General features: G+C 45.0%; 15 protein-coding genes and 2 pseudogenes. 3 read left to right on the top strand and 14 right to left on the bottom strand.

Annotated elements, in window-relative coordinates; all coding sequences use genetic code 11:
- Positions 1-38 precede the first annotated feature (38 nt).
- The 14 genes and pseudogenes from DXA13_RS05520 to DXA13_RS05455 form a co-directional block, all read right to left on the bottom strand.
- A complete protein-coding gene (locus tag DXA13_RS05520; protein WP_118242295.1) occupies positions 39-449 on the bottom strand; it encodes a zinc ribbon domain-containing protein in 411 nt (136 codons plus the stop codon).
- Positions 450-482: 33 nt separating this feature from the next.
- On the bottom strand, positions 483-2,039 hold the full coding sequence (locus tag DXA13_RS05515; RefSeq protein ID WP_118242294.1) for an AAA family ATPase: 1,557 nt from the start codon (positions 2,037-2,039) through the stop codon (positions 483-485).
- Between the two features lie 45 nt (positions 2,040-2,084).
- Complete coding sequence (locus DXA13_RS05510; protein WP_118242293.1) at positions 2,085-3,473, bottom strand: VWA-like domain-containing protein; 1,389 nt, start codon at positions 3,471-3,473, stop codon at positions 2,085-2,087.
- 31 nt (positions 3,474-3,504) lie between these two features.
- Positions 3,505-4,107 (bottom strand): hypothetical protein, encoded by a 603-nt coding sequence (locus DXA13_RS05505; RefSeq protein WP_147347991.1) that lies wholly within the window; start codon positions 4,105-4,107, stop codon positions 3,505-3,507.
- Positions 4,104-4,508: a hypothetical protein gene (locus DXA13_RS05500; protein ID WP_118242291.1), complete on the bottom strand. Its 405-nt coding sequence runs from the start codon at positions 4,506-4,508 to the stop codon at positions 4,104-4,106. Before DXA13_RS05500 ends, DXA13_RS05505 begins: the two co-directional genes overlap by 4 nt.
- Before the next feature lie 220 nt (positions 4,509-4,728).
- Positions 4,729-5,316: a thiamine phosphate synthase gene (locus tag DXA13_RS05495; RefSeq protein ID WP_118242290.1), complete on the bottom strand. Its 588-nt coding sequence runs from the start codon at positions 5,314-5,316 to the stop codon at positions 4,729-4,731.
- Between the two features lie 21 nt (positions 5,317-5,337).
- Positions 5,338-6,102 carry a thiazole synthase gene (locus DXA13_RS05490; RefSeq protein ID WP_118242289.1) on the bottom strand — a complete coding sequence of 255 codons (765 nt, stop codon included), beginning with the start codon at positions 6,100-6,102 and terminating at the stop codon, positions 5,338-5,340.
- A 173-nt stretch (positions 6,103-6,275) separates the two neighbouring features.
- Positions 6,276-6,920 carry a sulfur carrier protein ThiS adenylyltransferase ThiF gene (gene thiF, locus DXA13_RS05485; protein WP_118242288.1) on the bottom strand — a complete coding sequence of 215 codons (645 nt, stop codon included), beginning with the start codon at positions 6,918-6,920 and terminating at the stop codon, positions 6,276-6,278.
- Between the two features lie 6 nt (positions 6,921-6,926).
- On the bottom strand, positions 6,927-7,124 hold the full coding sequence (thiS, locus tag DXA13_RS05480) for a sulfur carrier protein ThiS (protein WP_118242287.1): 198 nt from the start codon (positions 7,122-7,124) through the stop codon (positions 6,927-6,929).
- Positions 7,125-7,423: 299 nt separating this feature from the next.
- Positions 7,424-7,993 (bottom strand): nitroreductase family protein, encoded by a 570-nt coding sequence (locus DXA13_RS05475; RefSeq protein WP_118242286.1) that lies wholly within the window; start codon positions 7,991-7,993, stop codon positions 7,424-7,426.
- Between the two features lie 161 nt (positions 7,994-8,154).
- The gene (locus DXA13_RS05470) at positions 8,155-8,889 is read right to left on the bottom strand and encodes a Sir2 family NAD-dependent protein deacetylase (protein ID WP_118242285.1); all 735 of its coding nucleotides are present in this window, start codon (positions 8,887-8,889) and stop codon (positions 8,155-8,157) included.
- Positions 8,890-9,121: 232 nt separating this feature from the next.
- Positions 9,122-9,406: a septation regulator SpoVG gene (spoVG, locus tag DXA13_RS05465; protein WP_118242284.1), complete on the bottom strand. Its 285-nt coding sequence runs from the start codon at positions 9,404-9,406 to the stop codon at positions 9,122-9,124.
- Between the two features lie 81 nt (positions 9,407-9,487).
- Entirely contained in the window at positions 9,488-10,609 is a 1,122-nt protein-coding gene (glgD, locus tag DXA13_RS05460; protein WP_118242283.1) for a glucose-1-phosphate adenylyltransferase subunit GlgD, read from the bottom strand.
- Positions 10,606-11,879, bottom strand: a pseudogene (locus DXA13_RS05455) (glucose-1-phosphate adenylyltransferase). Before DXA13_RS05455 ends, glgD begins: the two are co-directional and overlap by 4 nt.
- 332 nt (positions 11,880-12,211) lie before the next feature.
- Between DXA13_RS05455 and asnS the strand changes: the two are divergent.
- From asnS to DXA13_RS05440, 3 genes and pseudogenes are all read left to right on the top strand, one after another.
- Positions 12,212-13,602 (top strand): annotated as a pseudogene (gene asnS / locus DXA13_RS05450) (asparagine--tRNA ligase).
- Between the two features lie 88 nt (positions 13,603-13,690).
- A complete protein-coding gene (locus DXA13_RS05445) occupies positions 13,691-14,761 on the top strand; it encodes a DNA repair exonuclease (RefSeq protein WP_118242282.1) in 1,071 nt (356 codons plus the stop codon).
- Positions 14,762-14,764: 3 nt separating this feature from the next.
- Positions 14,765-16,630 (top strand): AAA family ATPase, encoded by a 1,866-nt coding sequence (locus DXA13_RS05440; protein ID WP_118242281.1) that lies wholly within the window; start codon positions 14,765-14,767, stop codon positions 16,628-16,630.
- Positions 16,631-16,891 lie beyond the last annotated feature (261 nt).

The raw sequence follows: 16,891 nt of genomic DNA, 5'->3' as shown, positions 1-16,891 counted from the left end.
GCCACCGCATCGGAACAAACTATTGCAAATAAAATCTTTCATAACCGCTTTCCGCATTTCGGACAGTATTCAAATTCATCATTCTGAAACTGATATCCACAGTGAGGGCAGACTGCGGCGGCGTTATCCACAGAAACTTGGGAATGATCGTATGGATTTCCCCTTCCCTGCCGTACCAGGTTCAAATCTTCTTTTCTGATTTCCACATCCATACCGCGTGCGATCGCAGCGCCTGTCTCCGGATTCAGCTCATATACCGCATCACAGCAGGACATCTGCACGAAGTATTTCTTTCCCCATTTAAATAATGGGATGAAGAAAAAACTGAAATACATATATGTCATAAACACCTGATATCTTCCATAAGCGCCGCAGCTGTCACAGATCACAACAGCACCGTGAAAATTGAGCACTTTTCTACCCTGGCTGATTCCACCAATAAATATCATAGCCTGATTCCTCCGATGTCTCCCAGCTGCTCTTTACTGAAGCGCGGAATCGATACGTTTTTTCAACTCGCCTTCCCTGTCTTCAAAAAGCAGCTTCTTATTGTACTGATAATACCGTTCGCATTCATACTCCTGAAGGAAGCGTACGCTGTAGTAATTCGTATTCAAATTCGTAATAAAGATAACCATTTCCTGACTGTCTCCGAATGCAGCCTCCATAAAATCAAATCCATGTTCCAGCGCATCACCGCAACCGTCAATCATGTCGTTATAACGGCCGCTCTCTTCTGCAAAAAGGGCTTTCAGGCGCTCCCACGCCTCGTCCATATCCTCCAGGTGATCCCCTTTCAGTATCTGAAGATAACCTTCCAGCTTCTTAATTACCCTTCGATAGCGATAATCTTCCTTTCTTCCAAGCAGCTCAGCTTCTTTTTTCCTTCTTCTTTCAACTGTCAGCGCCGTGAGGACGTCGCCAAGGCGTGACGTTGCATGGAGTGTTTTTCCAGCAGATCGGCTTCCCAGTGCGGCAGCGGCCTTTTCATCTACACTTTCCAGCCCTTCCCTAAATATCTTCAGCTGTGTCATCAGCATGGAGACAAACGCCTCCTGCTCCAGAGCATCCTTGAACATGCTGCCAAGCTTTGAGAGCACGAGACCGATCACGCTGAGTTTTTCATCAAAGGGCGCGCGGGCCAGCTTTTCACACACGTCTTCCTTGATGATTCCCTTCAAGATTTCGCTCACCTGATATTCGTTTTCATACTTGTAGTAAAGTTCCAGATAGTTCGCAAAATCCTTGGAAATTGCCGGATGCTGGATGTACTGGAAAATCACATCACGATCCACGGTTTTTCCTATTTTCTCATAAACCTCAATTAATCGGGACAGGTCTTCCCATCCACGCGGCGTAGCAAAAAGCTTTCCGTCTACTGTCGTCTCAATCTGGCAGAAATTCTGGTTTTTTACATCCAGATAAGAAATAATTGCAGGGTGAATGGATTCCTGGTACGCATATTCCTTCCATACGTTAAAGTCCGCCTCAACCTGAATCAGTTTGATTCTATCCAGTGTTACCACATCGAATTCACGCACCGATTTATTGAATTCGGGAGGGTTGCCTGCTGCCGCGATAATCCATCCTTCCGGTATCTTGTGGTTTCCAAATGTTTTGCACTGTAAAAACTGAAGCATAGTCGGCGCCAGTGTCTCAGAAACACAGTTGATCTCGTCAATGAAAAGAATACCCTCTTTCAACCCTGTATTTTCAATTTTATTGTAAATAGAAGCTACGATTTCACTCATCGTATACTCTGTGACGGAATATTCCTTTCCACCGTAGGACTTTTTGGAAATAAACGGCAGTCCCACAGCGCTCTGCCTCGTATGGTGAGTAATCGTATAGGATATGAGGCCCACCTGGCATTCTCTGGCAATCTGCTCCATAATCTGAGTCTTTCCCACTCCTGGCGGTCCGATCAGAAGAACTGGTCTCTGTCGGATGGACGGAATTGCGTAAGACCCGAATTCATCCTTCAGAAGATATGCTTCAATTGTATTTTTAACTTCCTGTTTTGCACGTTTAATATTCATAACTTTTCTCCCTGTTAATCATTTAGTTACGGAAATATTTCACTGTCACATTTCCCGCTCTCCGCCTTCTGTAAGGATAACCTGTCCGCCCCAGTCGTCTGTCAGCTCTTCCTCCTCCTGTCTGGCCAGATCACCTGGCTCCAGGATCAGTTTAATGGCCCATGGCGGCACAGACAAATCCGTATAATTATCTTTAATAAACACAAAAGCTGTTTCATAAACAGGCTTCTTTACCGGAAATATCCCTTCTCCGTCTGTAAAATAAATCAGGCCGCGCAGCTTATGAAACCGCTGCTGCAGCACCAGGCTGTTCACGTATTCAAAGGCCGGCCTGAAATCAGTTCCTCCATGGCCCATGATTGTAAAATTTTCCATGTATTCATCCATATCCTCCTGGCTTGTAATGATATGATCATCCTGAACTTTATCATCACACTGAATGATATGAATATTTATTTTTCTGAAATAACTCTCCGATTCCGCAAGAACGGAATATGTTTCTTCCAGGAAGCGCCTGACCAGATCACCGGAACAGGACATGGACGTATCGATCACGATGACAAAGTCTTCCACCCGGTACATTTCTCTAGTCTCCTGCGGCTCAATCAGAGGCATATTTCCGTATAGCTCCAGGCCGTAGGTATAGAATACATAGTCAAAAGAGTCCGGATCTACCTGTACTTCTTCTTTCAGAACGGCGAATTTGCGTAAAAACTTCTTATAGTCATATCGTTCTCTGTTTTCAATACGCACCTGCTCGATCAGGTCTCCGCTGTCATCGGAAGCCTTGTTCGCAAATGTCTCCATTTCCGTCTGCATCTTCTCCCGGTTATTGTCCCATTTATTCTTTCTGGGCTGGGACTTCTGTCCGGAGTCCTTCTGATACCAGTATTTATGGTCATCGATGCAGAACTCAGCCGCCATACGATTAAACCTGGGCTCTTCCATCTCCCACTTCTGCAGGACCTTATAAACACCTTCCGCCGTAAGCACCTTCAGTTCCTTCCTCAGCCTGAGATAGATGTCACGCCGGTATGGATTGGGAGCGATGTAAATGCATTTCTGATACATACTGTCTATTATGGATTCCATGGCGATATCGCATGCCAGATTCCAGTATTCCGGAGCCCGTTTCCCCCTCGTATCCAGGTGGCAGAACAGGCAGTGAAGCACGAGATGAAGGTAGGACCTGTTTACCAGAATCCTGCTCTTTTTATATAAGTCACAAAGGTACTCCGGATGATAATAAATCACAAATCCGTCCGTCCCCATTCCGCGGCAGCCTGTATCCGCTGTGAACTGCAGGCTGCTTAAAGATATGTCCAGAAACCTCATATTCATATATAGCTCATTTCTGGAATTATACAGGATTTCCGTACAGACATTTACCAGGTTCAGCTCCTGCAGCTGCCTGTGCCTCGTCGGATCTATCATATCATTTTCCTTCCTTTTCCATAGCTCAAATCTATAGCTCAAAGGTCTTGCGCCTTGGCTTAAAATGTTCATGGCGGTAGTCCATCAGAAAGCTTAAACCTTCTGTATTTCCACACCTGTCTGCCGCCTCGACCGACCGTTCCAGATCTTCACGGCTGAAATCAGCGCAGCTTAACACCCATTTCAAAAGCTCCATATCGTGTGCTTTAAGTGCCAGACCGGCCGCCGTCACATTATGTTCGTTTATATATTCCTGATATTGTTCCTGATGTTCCCTGGAAAGACCATATGGATAGCGCATACGGTTTAATGCCATTTCCGCGCACAGCGTCTCCCTGTCCAGCAGCACCATATTATGAAACTGCGAATCATAATCCCGAAACTTAATTTCCTTCCCGTCAAAACTGTACCTGTAGAAATGGCCGCTTCCATGTGTCCTGCTGGAAATGATCCTGGCCGGCGTATTTTCCACCGCTTCTTCATAAAACTGGGGGAAAATCAGTTTTGCCGCCAGATAGCTTTCCCCGTTTACCTGCAGCCTGTAATCCACTCTAAGTTCCTGCCGAAGTTCGGAAAGGATATCCTTCAGCCCGGATTTCACCCCAGGCTCCATCGTCAAGTCTATAAAATTCACCTTCTTACAGCCGGTAAATGCTCCGGCACCGAAGTCCCTGAGACTCCCATAGAGGAAAACTTCTCCCATTTTTCACAGTTATAAAATGCATAGGGACCTATTTTTTTCATACTGGACGGCAGATGCAGTTCTTTCAGCCTGAGCCCTTCCAAAAGCGGCGGCAACTCTTTTTCATCTCCTCTGTACATTTCCCCGTTAACCGTCCATGTTCCCTCCGGCTCTGTTCTGCGTTCCGCAGAAAAAGCATAGGGAGCCAGCTCTGTTACCGGATAACCTTCAATTGTTTCCGGAATCCATGCCGCACTGTCAAAGCTGCGGCATGCGGTAATCACCACATTGTCATCTACAATTTTATATAAACATTCTGTACTCTGAAATCCGTCCATATATACTCTTTCCATTTCTGCTCTGACCACAGTCTACATTCAGACTTGATGTTGAGGTCAAAAGGTATTTTGACTCTGGTATCTCAGAATTTAGTGTATCATTGATTGACAGCTGTTTCAAGGCAAAAAAAGGACGCTGCAGAGAAAAAAACATCTCTCTGCGCATCCTTTCGTAGCATTTTATCTAAAAGCATGTTCCCATCAGTTCACTGTGTAATCTGTTATCAGCCGTATTTTACAGTTTCATAAATTCCGACATCATACACACACCGGCCGCCCCCGCACGTATTGGCGCTTCCTGGTTATATGGATGAATGCCTCCGATCGCATAAACAGGTATATTCACGCCTTCACAAACTTCTTTCAAAAAATCAAGTCCCCTTGGTTCCAGGCCTTTTTTACAGTCAGTCACAAATATATGGCCGGCCGTAATATAAGAAGCGCCCAGTTCTTCGGCCAGCACCGCGTCTTTCAGACTATGGGTGGATACTCCTATAGCCTCAAATCCGTACTCATTTGCAAACTGCAGATTCTCCGACTTCTTTTGCTCGAAAAGCCACAGCGGCAGATGAATCTTTCTGCATCCAAGGCGCCTGGCGGCATCCATATACGTGTGGAGAATGCAGTCTACGCCCTGGTTTTTACATATTTCCATCACTTTTTCTGCCAGTTCTTCATATTCCCCTTCCGTCAGGTCCTTTTCCCTCAGGATCATGGCATGTGGTTTCTGTTCTGCCGCTCTCTTTATCTGCTCCAGAAACGGCCTGGTACATAGTTTTCTGTTTGTTACTGCAATAACCTGAGTACACTTCTCTGCTGTCATATACGCTCCTTGTCCGGTTACTTATTTGGATATACCGGTGACAGGAGAAGAAGCGGCTCCGCCTCTGTCCAGCACTCTTCCGAGTCCGGCTAAGTAAGCCTTTCTTCCCGCATTAATTGCATCCTTAAATGCTTCCGCCATGGCGGGAATATCACCAGCCGTTGCGATACCCGTATTTGCCATAACTGCGGCGGCGCCCATTTCCATGACTTCGCAGGCCTGGGACGGACGGCCGATTCCGGCATCCACAATAATCGGAAGATCAATTTCATCAATCAGAATCTGTATAAATTCTTTCGTGCAGAGCCCTTTATTGGATCCGATCGGCGCCGCAAGAGGCATGATTGCAGCGGCGCCAGCGTTTGCAAGGTCATGGGCCGCATTTAGGTCCGGGTACATGTAAGGCATGACGATAAAGCCCTCTTTTGCGAGAATTTCTGTCGCCTTTATCGTCTCCTGATTGTCCGGAAGGAGATATTTCCTGTCGCGAATGACTTCCAGTTTAACAAAATCACCACAGCCTACTTCTCTCGCCAGCCTTGCGGTGCGGATTGCCTCCTCTGCTGTCGCAGAACCTGATGTGTTCGGAAGCAGCGTAACATCCTTTGGTATGTAATCCAGAATATTCTGTCCGCCATCCGCGCGGCGCAGGGCCAGGGTAATGATCTGAGCTCCTGCATGGTTGATCGCAGCTTCAATCAGGCTGAAATTGTATTTACCGGAACCTAAAATAAATCTTGATGTAAATTCATGTCCCCCAATAATTAATTTGTCTTCTCTGTTCATAGCATTTCCTCTCTGTCTTATTTTTAATATCATTGTTTCATTTGTTCTTTCAATTTCGTTCTCTCTTTATTTATATCTGGCTGTTTTTCGTCTTACTACGGCAAATCTTTCCCCGCAGTTTCCGTATTCTGCAGTTTTTGTATTCTGCAGTTTCCGCACTCTGCGTTCTCCATCTATGGCTCTTCAATACCCTGAAGAAGGCGTATCACCATATTGGCCTCGTGGCCTGCGCAGATACTGACCCGGGCCGCCATAAGGCCTGTGCCGTCGGCAATATCTGTTTTTTCATCGCCGCACATATACCAGTTCTTCATTACTTTTCTTGTCTTTATGGTATTTCCGCTTTCAAATCCAGCCATTCCCGACCCTGTCACCAGCTTTTTGTCCGGACATCCTGAAAGAACTGCTTCCACAAGCATCGCTTTATTCTCCGGTTGATCGAAAGCTTCGCAGATAATATCATCCCCTCTAAAAATTGCTGCCGCATTCTCTTCGGTTATTTTCACACAATCACATGTGATTTCAAGATAAGGATTGATCTCCAGCAGCTGTTCTTTCAGGGCTTCTGTTTTCGGCCTTCCCAGGTGTGCCACCCTGTACTCCTGGCGGTTTAAATTGCTCAGATCCACCGTATCAAAATCCACGAGGTGAAGATAGCCAATACCGCTTCTTGCAAGCATCACCGCAATATGGGAGCCCAGGCCTCCAAGTCCGGCAATTCCCACCCGGCCGGCTTTCATTTTCTCATAAACTTCACTGGAAAACCGGCTGTCCATGATCCTTGCAAATTCTTCTCTGGATGGAATTCCTCCGTTCATGATCGATCAGCCTCCCCCTACGAAATTAACAATTTCCAGTTTATCTCCATCCTTTAGAATGGTTTTATCATAAACTGCCTTAGGAATGATCTCACCGTTGCGCTCAACAGCAACGCGTGCAATAATAAATCCCCGGTCCGTCAGAAATTCTTTTAATGTAATCTCCGTCCGGCATTCCAGATTTTCTCCATTTACACAAATCATCACCGCACCTCCTGTCCTCAGATTCTGCTGCCATATTTTCATATCTTTCTATTTTACAGTACGTACGAACGCTTTTCCTGGGAGCTCTTTCCAACGAAAGAAGAACAAGGGCTCTCCCGGAAAGTTTTTTACTTTACAGGAAATTAGATACTTTAACACTTTATAATAACAAGGTTTTTCCTGGAAAGTAAAAAAGACCGCACGAAGAGAAGTTACACCCGTGGTGGTGTACCCCTTCGTGCGGTCTGTCGCACTCTGTGTTCTATTATAAAAAAATCTCGCCATTTGTCAATTCATTTTTACATTAAAATATCTTCCAGCTTTCTCTTCGGAACATAATGTACCTGTTCTTGATCCCGGTAATACTTCATACTTCCGTCTTCTCCAACCGGGACAATGACCACATGCTCTTTTGGTTTTCCAAGAGCCAGAAGCAGGTCCGGAGAGAATTGATTCCTGTCAATTCCAAGAGCCTCTGCTGTTTCTGCTCTCTTAAAGTTAGCAATCATGCAGCCTCCAAACCCATTTTCAACTGCTCCAAGCATGATTGTCTGAGCCACAATCCCATCATCGGTCATTTTATTTTTCCCTTTTTCCAGATCACAGCAGATCAGTATGTACGCAGCCGGCCGCTCTCCTTTTTCCGGTCCATCCCACTCCGGAAGCGCTCCTGCCCAGCCGATCAGCGGAAAGATTTTTTCTTTTTCGTCTTCCGAATCAATAATTCTGAATTTCAGCGCCTGTGCATTTGCCGCAGAGGCTGTAAACCTCGTTAAATCGATAAGGCCTCTCAAAACTTCATTTGGAATTTTCACGTCTTCATAAAACCGTCTGTATGATCTGCACTGCATTACAAGTTCTTTTAGCATCTCGTTTTTCCTCCATATGCAATTTTTTATTTCTGTCCGTATCCTTTTTTCTGAACGATCATAAAGAATGGGCAGGAACTTCCTTTATCCCGGAAAATCCCCACCCGTTACTCACCTCTTGGCCATTCAATCACGACCGCTTCTTTGTCTGAAAACTGATCTCAATATCCCAGCTGCGGCAGTATCTCCCTCGGCGTGCCATAAATAATAATATCCGCCTTTCGATCCGAATAATGAGGCTCTTTATGGATGATCGCAAGCGTTTTGCCGTTAAAATAGCGGATATAATTTTTAAATACCCGTGATTCCATGCTCGTTCCCAAAAGCAGAAGCACTTCTGCCTTTTCGATTTCTTCCGTCGTCTTCGTCATGACCTGACTGTCAACCATTTCACCAAAAAGGGAAACCATAGGACGGATAACGGAGTTGCATTTATCGCAGTGTGGTACTCTTTTTGCCGCTCTCATATACTCCAGAGGATACTCTTTCCTGCAGTGCGGGCATACATTATGATATACACTGCCGTGGAGATTAATCACGTTTTTAACTCCTCCACGCTGAGGAAGCTCAAAAATATTGCTGGTGATCATACATTGGAGCTTTCCTGCCGCCTCCATGGCAGCCAGCGCCTTATCTGACTCATTTGGTTCTAAATCTACATTAATCATTTCATTCTTATAGAATTCAAAAAACTGATCTGTCCTTGTATTAAAATAGGCGCTGGAATAGATATACTCCGGTGAAACACCATACTTTCGTTCGATATCATATGCCTTATCCGGATTTTTAAGCACCAGGTAACCGCTCTCTTCCAAGAGACCGGAACCGCCAAGCACTACCGTATATTTACTTTCATCCAGTGCTTTTCTCAATATTCTTAATTCTTCCTGAGCCATATATGTCCCCCTTTCACTGCCTTATTCTTTATTTTGCAGCTTTTATGCATTTTTATTACGCTCTTTCACACTTTTCCTGCGCGTAACTGTTATTCACTCTGCTGCCAGGCATTTTTCCTTTTAGGGACCAGCCTGCGGGCAATAAAGAATTTGTACAACATCTCTAAGAAATTATAAAAAGTGGTCATTTTCTGAGCAGTTAGAAAATGACCACTTTGCCATTCCGAAAGTATTAAGCGAAAACCTGCTCTTCTGGAGCTTCCAGTGCGGTCGTTTCATACTTAGCCAATATTACACTTTGAATCATATCTCTGGTATTGGAATTAATCGGATGTGCGATATCACGGTATTCCCCATCTGCCGCTTTGCGGCTTGGCATTGCGATAAATAATCCCTTTTCTCCCTCGATTACCTTAATGTCATGGATTACAAACTCGTTATCCAGTGTTATGGATACAATGGCCTTCATTTTTCCTTCTTTTTCAATCTTTCTCACTCTTACATCTGTTATCTGCATATGTAAACACCCCTTTTTGTCATAATGATGTATGCACTGCTGTCACAATAGAATGTCTTTATCTCCTGTCATACCGCCGGACTATAATGTATATCTCTCATTCTTTTCAATGACGATCTTTATATTGTCCGGTGTGCCAATATGGGTTGTATTTGCCCGAATCGTGTCGCGGCTCTCTACGATGCAGTTTTCAATGACAGTGTTGTCACCGATGTAAACGTCATTAAGTATAATTGAATTTTTGATTACACAGTTATTTCCGATATAAGCTTTCTTAAACAGAATTGAATTCTCTACTATACCGTTCAGGATACATCCGCTGGAAATAAGGCTGTTTTTCACAGATGCGCCAGGATTGTACTTTGCTGGCGGAAGGTCATCAATTTTTGTATAGATATCCGGGTACTGCTTGAAGAAATAATTTCTGACTTCAGGCTTAAGGAAATCCATATTCGTCTTATAGTAAGCTTCTACAGAAGCGATATTGCTCCAGTATCCATCCAGCTTGTAAGCATAGATTCTCTTCAGGTTTCTGTAGCGAATCAGAATATCCTGCACGAAGTCATATCTGTCTTCTGCTGCACAGCGCTCAATCAGTTCGATCAGCTGGCGTCTGCGGATAACATAAATGCCACAGGATATGGTATTGGAACTGGCCACCATCGGCTTCTCTTCAAATTCTACGATACGTCCGTCGTCATTTGTCTTGACAAGTCCGAAGCGTGTCACATCTTCTCCTTCAGGCATGTCCTTGCATACGACAGTAATATCTGCTTTCTTCTCAATATGATACTCCAGAACCTTATTGTAATCCAGCTTGTAGATACCATCGCCTGCTGCAATTACAACATATGGCTCATGGCTGTTCTTCAGGAATGTCAGGTTCTGATACAGGGCATCAGCAGTACCGCGGTACCAGTCGCTGCTTTCGGCAGTAATAGTAGGGGTAAATACATATAATCCGCCCTGCTTTCTTCCGAAATCCCACCACTTGGATGAGCTTAAATGCTCATTCAGCGAACGTGAATTGTACTGCGTAAACACTGCCACATTCTGGATATGGGAATTAGTCATGTTGCTCAATGCAAAGTCGATGCTGCGGTAGCTGCCTGCTACAGGCATAGCCGTAATCGCTCTTTTATTGGACAGTTCCCTCATTCTCTTGCTGTTGCCACCTGCTAAAACAATACCGATTGCTCTCATCGTATCCCACCTGCCTTTATAATGTAATCTCCACTTGCCAGTAAGCCATCCGGGTAATCTTCTGGAACGGTGACTCCGGAAATAGCTGTGTTCTTGCCAATCTGCACATTTTCCGGAATAACGGTATGTTCTCCTATCGTCACCAGATCGAACTGGTATACCTTAGGATCATATTTGCTAGGTGCATATTCACCCACGCCGATGTGGCTCCCGCGCCGATCTTCACTTCTTCGGCCACAACTGCCTTTTCAACAATCGCTCCTGCGCCGATCTCACTTCCCTGCATAATTATGGAATCCTTCACTACAGCGCCTTCATGTATAATGACACCGGCACCTATGACGGAATTAACAACCTGTCCGCTGATCTCAGAGCCTTCACCTATAATGCTCTTCTCGATGCTGGATTCTGACGAGATATACTGTGGAGGTATAATATCGCTCTTGGTATAAATTCTCCAATATTCTTCGTATAAATTAAACTCCGGAATAATGTCGATCAGCTCCATATTTGCTTCCCAATAGGAACCGAGCGTACCTACATCTTTCCAGTATCCGTTGTATTCGTACGCGAAAATACGATCGCCCTTTTCATGACAATAAGGGATAATATGTTTCCCGAAATCACATCCCGGCTCCTCTGACATCTTGATCAGAGCCTCTTTCAATACAGGCCAGCTGAATATGTAAATACCCATGGAAGCCAGATTACTCCTCGGCTGAGCAGGCTTTTCTTCAAACTCCGTGATCCTGTTGTTGTCATCTGTAATCAAGATACCAAACCTGCTGGCTTCCTCAATCGGAACCGGCATAGCAGCAATTGTAACATCGGCATTATTCGCCTTGTGATACTCCAGCATTACTTCATAATCCATCTTATAGATATGGTCGCCGGACAATATCAGCACATAATCGGGATTATAGTTTTCTATGTACTCAAGATTCTGGTAAATTGCATTCGCAGTGCCTGTATACCAGTCGCTGCCCTTGCTCTTTTCATATGGCGGCAAAACTGTTACGCCACCCACATTACGATCCAAATCCCACGGAATACCAATACCAATATGGGTATTTAAACGCAATGGCTGATACTGAGTCAGAACGCCAACTGTATCCACCCCTGAGTTGATACAGTTGCTGAGAGGAAAGTCAATGATTCTGTATTTTCCTCCAAATGATACCGCTGGCTTCGCTACTTTCTGAGTCAGCACGCCGAGACGGCTCCCTTGTCCTCCCGCCAATAACATGGCGATCATCTCTTTCTTAATCACGCTATCACCTCTTGCTGTTGTATTTGTTATGGTTTATATTATAACATACTTTTTATAAATAGTGAACAAATTTAGTTCATTTTCTTCAAACTTTTTTGTATATATTCTGACATAATTCGCACATTATTCCCCACGTACGGATATTCCTTTAAAATCAGAGGATTTCATGCAAAATGAACTCCGCTCCTTTTCTTCCGTGTCGAATTATGCTGTTGAAAATTTATCGATCATGCGGGAAAATTCAGGAGAAAGCCTTGAATAGCTTAGTAAAATACAGTATAATCTTGATAAGTATGCGTTCTAATCAATGCAAGAGAAAAAGGAGAATCGTTATGAATCTGGTCACGATTAAAGAATTATATAAAAACCGCGAAAATTATCTGGACAAAGAGGTCCAGGTCGGCGGGTGGATAAGAAGCCTTCGTGATTCCAAGGCTTTTGGCTTTATCGTATTAAATGACGGGTCTTATTTTGAAACCCTTCAGGTTGTTTATCATGACACGATGGACAATTTCAGTGAGATCAGCAAGCTTAATATCGGCGCCGCCCTTATCGTTAAGGGAATTCTCGTGGCCACTCCCCAGGCAAAGCAGCCTTTTGAAATCCAGGCTACAGAGATCGCCGTTGAAGGACCGTCCGCTGCCGACTATCCGCTTCAGAAAAAGCGCCACACCTTCGAGTATTTAAGAACTATTTCTCATTTAAGAGCCAGAACGAATACGTTCCAGGCAGTTTTCCGCATTCGTTCCATGGCCGCTTATGCGATTCATCAGTATTTTCAGGAAAATGGCTTCGTCTATGTCCATACGCCACTCATCACAGGAAGTGACTGCGAAGCGCCGGAGAGATGTTCCAGGTAACTACATTGGACATGAACAATGTTCCTAAAACGGAAGATGGAAAAATCGATTACAGCAAAGATTTCTTCAATAAGCTGACCAGCCTGACTGTAAGCGGGCAGCTGAATGCCGAAACATACGCCATGGCCTTCCGCAATGTATATACATTCGGTCCTACCTTCCGGGCTGAGAATTCCAATACCACGCGCCATGCCGCAGAATTCTGGATGATCGAGCCGGAGATGGCTTTTGCCGATCTGGAGGATGATATGGCTCTGGCTGAGGGAATGCTCAAGTATGTCATCCGTTACGTCCTTGAGAATGCTCCTGAAGAGATGGCCTTCTTTAATCAGTTTGTGGATAAGGGCCTGCTGGATCGTTTAAACGGCGTTTTAAATTCCGATTTCGGCCATGTCACATATACAGAGGCTGTTGAAATTCTGGAAAAGAATAATGACAAATTTGACTTCAAGGTATTCTGGGGATGTGATCTTCAGACAGAACACGAGCGTTACCTGACAGAAGAGGTCTTCAAGAGACCTCTGTTTGTAACAGACTATCCAAAAGAAATCAAAGCCTTCTATATGAAGATGAATCCTGATGGAAAAACAGTCGCTGCTATGGACTGTCTCGTTCCGGGCATTGGAGAAATCATCGGAGGAAGTCAGAGGGAAGACGATTATGGGAAACTGGCCGCTCGTATGGAAGAACTTGGAATGAACGTTGACGACTACAAGTTCTATCTCGATTTAAGGAAATACGGTTCCGCGCGCCATGCCGGCTTTGGTCTTGGATTCGAGCGCTGCGTGATGTATCTGACCGGCATGTCCAACATCCGCGACGTCATTCCGTTCCCAAGAACTGTAAATAACTGCGAACTTTAATTTTTAAAGGCTGCCGCACCAAAAGGCAAATTTTGTTGCCGTAGGCCACGGCAGCCTTTCTCTTTCGCAAATACACGGAGGTTTACCTATGAAATTTATTCATATAGCCGACATCCACTGGGGCATGAATCCTGACAGCGATAAATCCTGGAGCTGGGAACGGGCGCAGGCCATCAAAGATACCTTTGCCAATGTCATAAAAGAAGCCAGAACCCGTGATGTAGACTGCCTTTTTATTTCCGGCGATCTGTTCCACCGCCAGCCCCTGGCCAGGGATCTGAAAGAACTCAACTACCTCTTTTCAACGATTCCATCCGTTCATGTCTGTATCATTGCCGGCAATCACGACAGAATCCGGAGGAGCTCCGCCTTGCTCAGCTTTACATGGGCCCCGAATGTAACATTTTTCATGGATGAAGAGATCCGTTCCGTCTACTTCGAAGATATCAACACTGAGGTGTTTGGTTTCAGCTACCATACTCCGGAAATTACGGATAACCGCCTCCTGGATCTGAAGGCTCCGTCCAATACTCATACAAATATTCTAATGGTGCATGGGGGAGACGGAAAGCATCTTCCATTTGACAAAACGAATCTGGCTGCCAGCGGCTTTTCCTATATTGCCCTTGGACATATTCATAAGCCGGAAATTATAAAGGGCACCCAGATGGCTTACCCCGGTTCTCTGGAACCCCTGGATAAAACGGAGGGTGGCCCTCACGGCATGCTGGCCGGTGAGATCAATTATCTGACTAAGCAGCTCACTTCCCTGACCTTCGTACCAATGTCCCAGGCCCAGTATATTTCGCTGGTAATCGATGTTACGCCCCAGACGACAAATATGGAGCTGTCACAGCGCATCAGTGAAGAAATACAGCGACGGGGCAATGAACATATTTACCGCTTCCGAATCCGCGGCATGCGCGACCCTGAAGTATCCTTTGATCTGCAGTCACTGGAAACGCGGCTGAAAATTGTTGAGATCATTGATGAGACGGAACCACAGTATGATTTCAGCGCCCTGTTCGCCGAACACCCCAGCGATATGATCGGCCTTTATATTCAGGCACTTCAAAAGGACGATATGAGTCCTGTGGAAAAGAAGGCCATGTATTACGGCATCAACGCTCTTCTTCATACAATGGACGAAAGGAGCTAGTTCATGAGATTACTTGATTTATACATAAATGGATTTGGGAAATTCCACAAACGCTCGATCCCCTTTCAAAAAGGCCTTAATGTTATCTATGGAAAAAATGAAGCCGGAAAGTCAACGCTTCATACATTTATCCGGGGCATGCTGTTTGGAATCGAACGCAGCCGCGGCCGCGCCTCCAAAAGTGATCTTTATACAAAATATGAGCCATGGGACGGAGGCAGCGCTTATGAGGGAAGAATGCGTGTGGAAAGCAACGGCTTTATTTACCGCATAGAACGGAATTTTAATAAAAATTCCAAATCACTCCATGTAATTAACGAAACTCTGGGGCGGGAAGAGATTCCCGATAAATTATTTTTTGACCAGCTTCTGAACGGGCTTACGGAGACTTCTTATATTAATACGGTCAGTATTGGGCAGCTGAAAAGCGCCACCGACAGCAATATGGCTTCGGAATTGAAAAATTATATTGCCAACCTCAACACATCCGGCAATATGGCACTTAACATCACCAGAGCTTCCGCCTTTTTGAAAAGCCAGAAAAAGGGACTGGAGAGCCAGATTATCCCAGAGGCCGCCAGAAACTTTACCGCTCTTCTCGGTGAAATCAAGAGTATTGAGCACGAGATCGCAACGCCCGAATTTGAAAATCAGCTTTCCTCCTATCAGACCATGCGGGCTCAGGTAAAAGAGGAGCTGGAGAAAAAGCAGGCTGACAAAGAGGAACTACTTCAGAAGATAGCAAGGGGAAATCAGATTCTGTCCAATAACCAGTTCACTGATGTGGCTTCTATTGAATCTTATATGAACAATGCCCGGAAAGTATATAATGAATATTCTGAAGTAAAGAGTGCCTGCGAGAAAAAGTCCAGAACATTTTTTACATTTCTTTTCTTCTTCCTTACAGCACTTTCTGCAGCAGGCTGCGTTTTCTGCAATACGGCGGGATTCCAGCTTATAGAAGGAAATCTGCCTCCCATGCTGACCGCACCTGTGCTTTCCGCCGTCACGCTCGGCTGTGCCTTCTTCTTCGGCATTGCAGGTATTTTCCTGGTTATGAAGACAAAGCGGTATCAGAAAGAACTGGAGCTTTCTACCGGACTTATGAAAGAGATATTCTCCCGCCACCTGGGAGACAGCTCAATCTCTTCCGAAGCTTTAAAGGCCCTGGAAAGCAGAATGGACGAGTTTTCAAGGCTCAGCACTGCGCTCAGAAAATCCGAAGAAAATCTGGCTGAACAGATGGAAGAGATTACGGAGCTGCAAAAGAAACAGGAGTCCTGCAGTGAAGTGATTGAGAAGCAGCAGCGTGCCCAATGGGAACTGGAGAAAAAGCTGGAACGCCTTTCCGTCTGCAAGGATCAGGCGGCTGCCCTTCAGAATATACTGACCGAAAATGACAGGCTGCGCGATGAGATCGCCGCGGTTGATCTGGCACTTGAAACGATGATGGAAGTTTCCACCTCCATACGCTCCTCATTCGGTCTGTTGCTCAATAAAACAGCCTCTGATCTGATCTCAGGGATTACAGGCGGTATCTATAACAGTATGAGTATCGATGAAAATCTGAATGTTTTCATGAATACGCCAACAAAGCTGGCTCCCATAGAACAGGTTTCCAGCGGTACAATGGATCAGGTTTATTTAGCGCTCCGTCTTGCCGTTGCAAAGCTTATGCAGGGCGGCGGCGAACCGCTTCCCCTGATCTTTGACGACAGCTTTGTTCAGTACGACGACGCCCGTCTTAAAACAGCTTTAAAGTGGATTTCGAAGTCCTATAAAGGACAGATTATTATTTTCACATGCCACAGACGGGAACTTCAGATTCTCGAAGAATTGAAGATTCCTTATAATAGAATTGATATGTAATGCTGCAGACGTTCTGCAATTATAAAACAGTCAATGAAAACCCGGCGTATGGGGGTACGCCGGGTTTTCTATATTTCATAAGAGGTTTGAAATGTATGTTATAGGATTATTAGGTTATAACGTGTCGTTAATCTGTTAATTAATTTTCTGTGGCCAGTTTCAGCATGGTGTGGTAAAGCACCTCTGCTCCTGCCGCACAGTCTTCCGGCGAGCTGTATTCGTCCTTATTGTGGCTCAGTCCGTTCTTGGATCTTACAAAGA

Source organism: Clostridium sp. AM58-1XD, assembly GCF_003464085.1.
Classification (GTDB): domain Bacteria; phylum Bacillota; class Clostridia; order Lachnospirales; family Lachnospiraceae; genus Lachnoclostridium_A.
Note: the sequence above shows the minus strand (reverse complement) of the source record. Positions and strands in the feature narration are given on the sequence as shown.

What these genes read in the sequence shown, in the direction of transcription:
- DXA13_RS05520 (WP_118242295.1), bottom strand. Translation starts at nt 449, where the DNA reads ATGATATTTATTGGTGGAATCAGCCAGGGTAGAAAAGTGCTCAATTTT.
- DXA13_RS05515 (WP_118242294.1), bottom strand. Translation starts at nt 2,039, where the DNA reads ATGAATATTAAACGTGCAAAACAGGAAGTTAAAAATACAATTGAAGCA.
- DXA13_RS05510 (WP_118242293.1), bottom strand. Translation starts at nt 3,473, where the DNA reads ATGATAGATCCGACGAGGCACAGGCAGCTGCAGGAGCTGAACCTGGTA.
- DXA13_RS05500 (WP_118242291.1), bottom strand. Translation starts at nt 4,508, where the DNA reads ATGGAAAGAGTATATATGGACGGATTTCAGAGTACAGAATGTTTATAT.
- DXA13_RS05495 (WP_118242290.1), bottom strand. Translation starts at nt 5,316, where the DNA reads ATGACAGCAGAGAAGTGTACTCAGGTTATTGCAGTAACAAACAGAAAA.
- DXA13_RS05490 (WP_118242289.1), bottom strand. Translation starts at nt 6,102, where the DNA reads ATGAACAGAGAAGACAAATTAATTATTGGGGGACATGAATTTACATCA.
- thiF (WP_118242288.1), bottom strand. Translation starts at nt 6,920, where the DNA reads ATGAACGGAGGAATTCCATCCAGAGAAGAATTTGCAAGGATCATGGAC.
- thiS (WP_118242287.1), bottom strand. Translation starts at nt 7,124, where the DNA reads ATGATTTGTGTAAATGGAGAAAATCTGGAATGCCGGACGGAGATTACA.
- DXA13_RS05475 (WP_118242286.1), bottom strand. Translation starts at nt 7,993, where the DNA reads ATGCTAAAAGAACTTGTAATGCAGTGCAGATCATACAGACGGTTTTAT.
- DXA13_RS05470 (WP_118242285.1), bottom strand. Translation starts at nt 8,889, where the DNA reads ATGGCTCAGGAAGAATTAAGAATATTGAGAAAAGCACTGGATGAAAGT.
- spoVG (WP_118242284.1), bottom strand. Translation starts at nt 9,406, where the DNA reads ATGCAGATAACAGATGTAAGAGTGAGAAAGATTGAAAAAGAAGGAAAA.
- glgD (WP_118242283.1), bottom strand. Translation starts at nt 10,609, where the DNA reads ATGAGAGCAATCGGTATTGTTTTAGCAGGTGGCAACAGCAAGAGAATG.
- DXA13_RS05445 (WP_118242282.1), top strand. Translation starts at nt 13,691, where the DNA reads ATGAAATTTATTCATATAGCCGACATCCACTGGGGCATGAATCCTGAC.
- DXA13_RS05440 (WP_118242281.1), top strand. Translation starts at nt 14,765, where the DNA reads ATGAGATTACTTGATTTATACATAAATGGATTTGGGAAATTCCACAAA.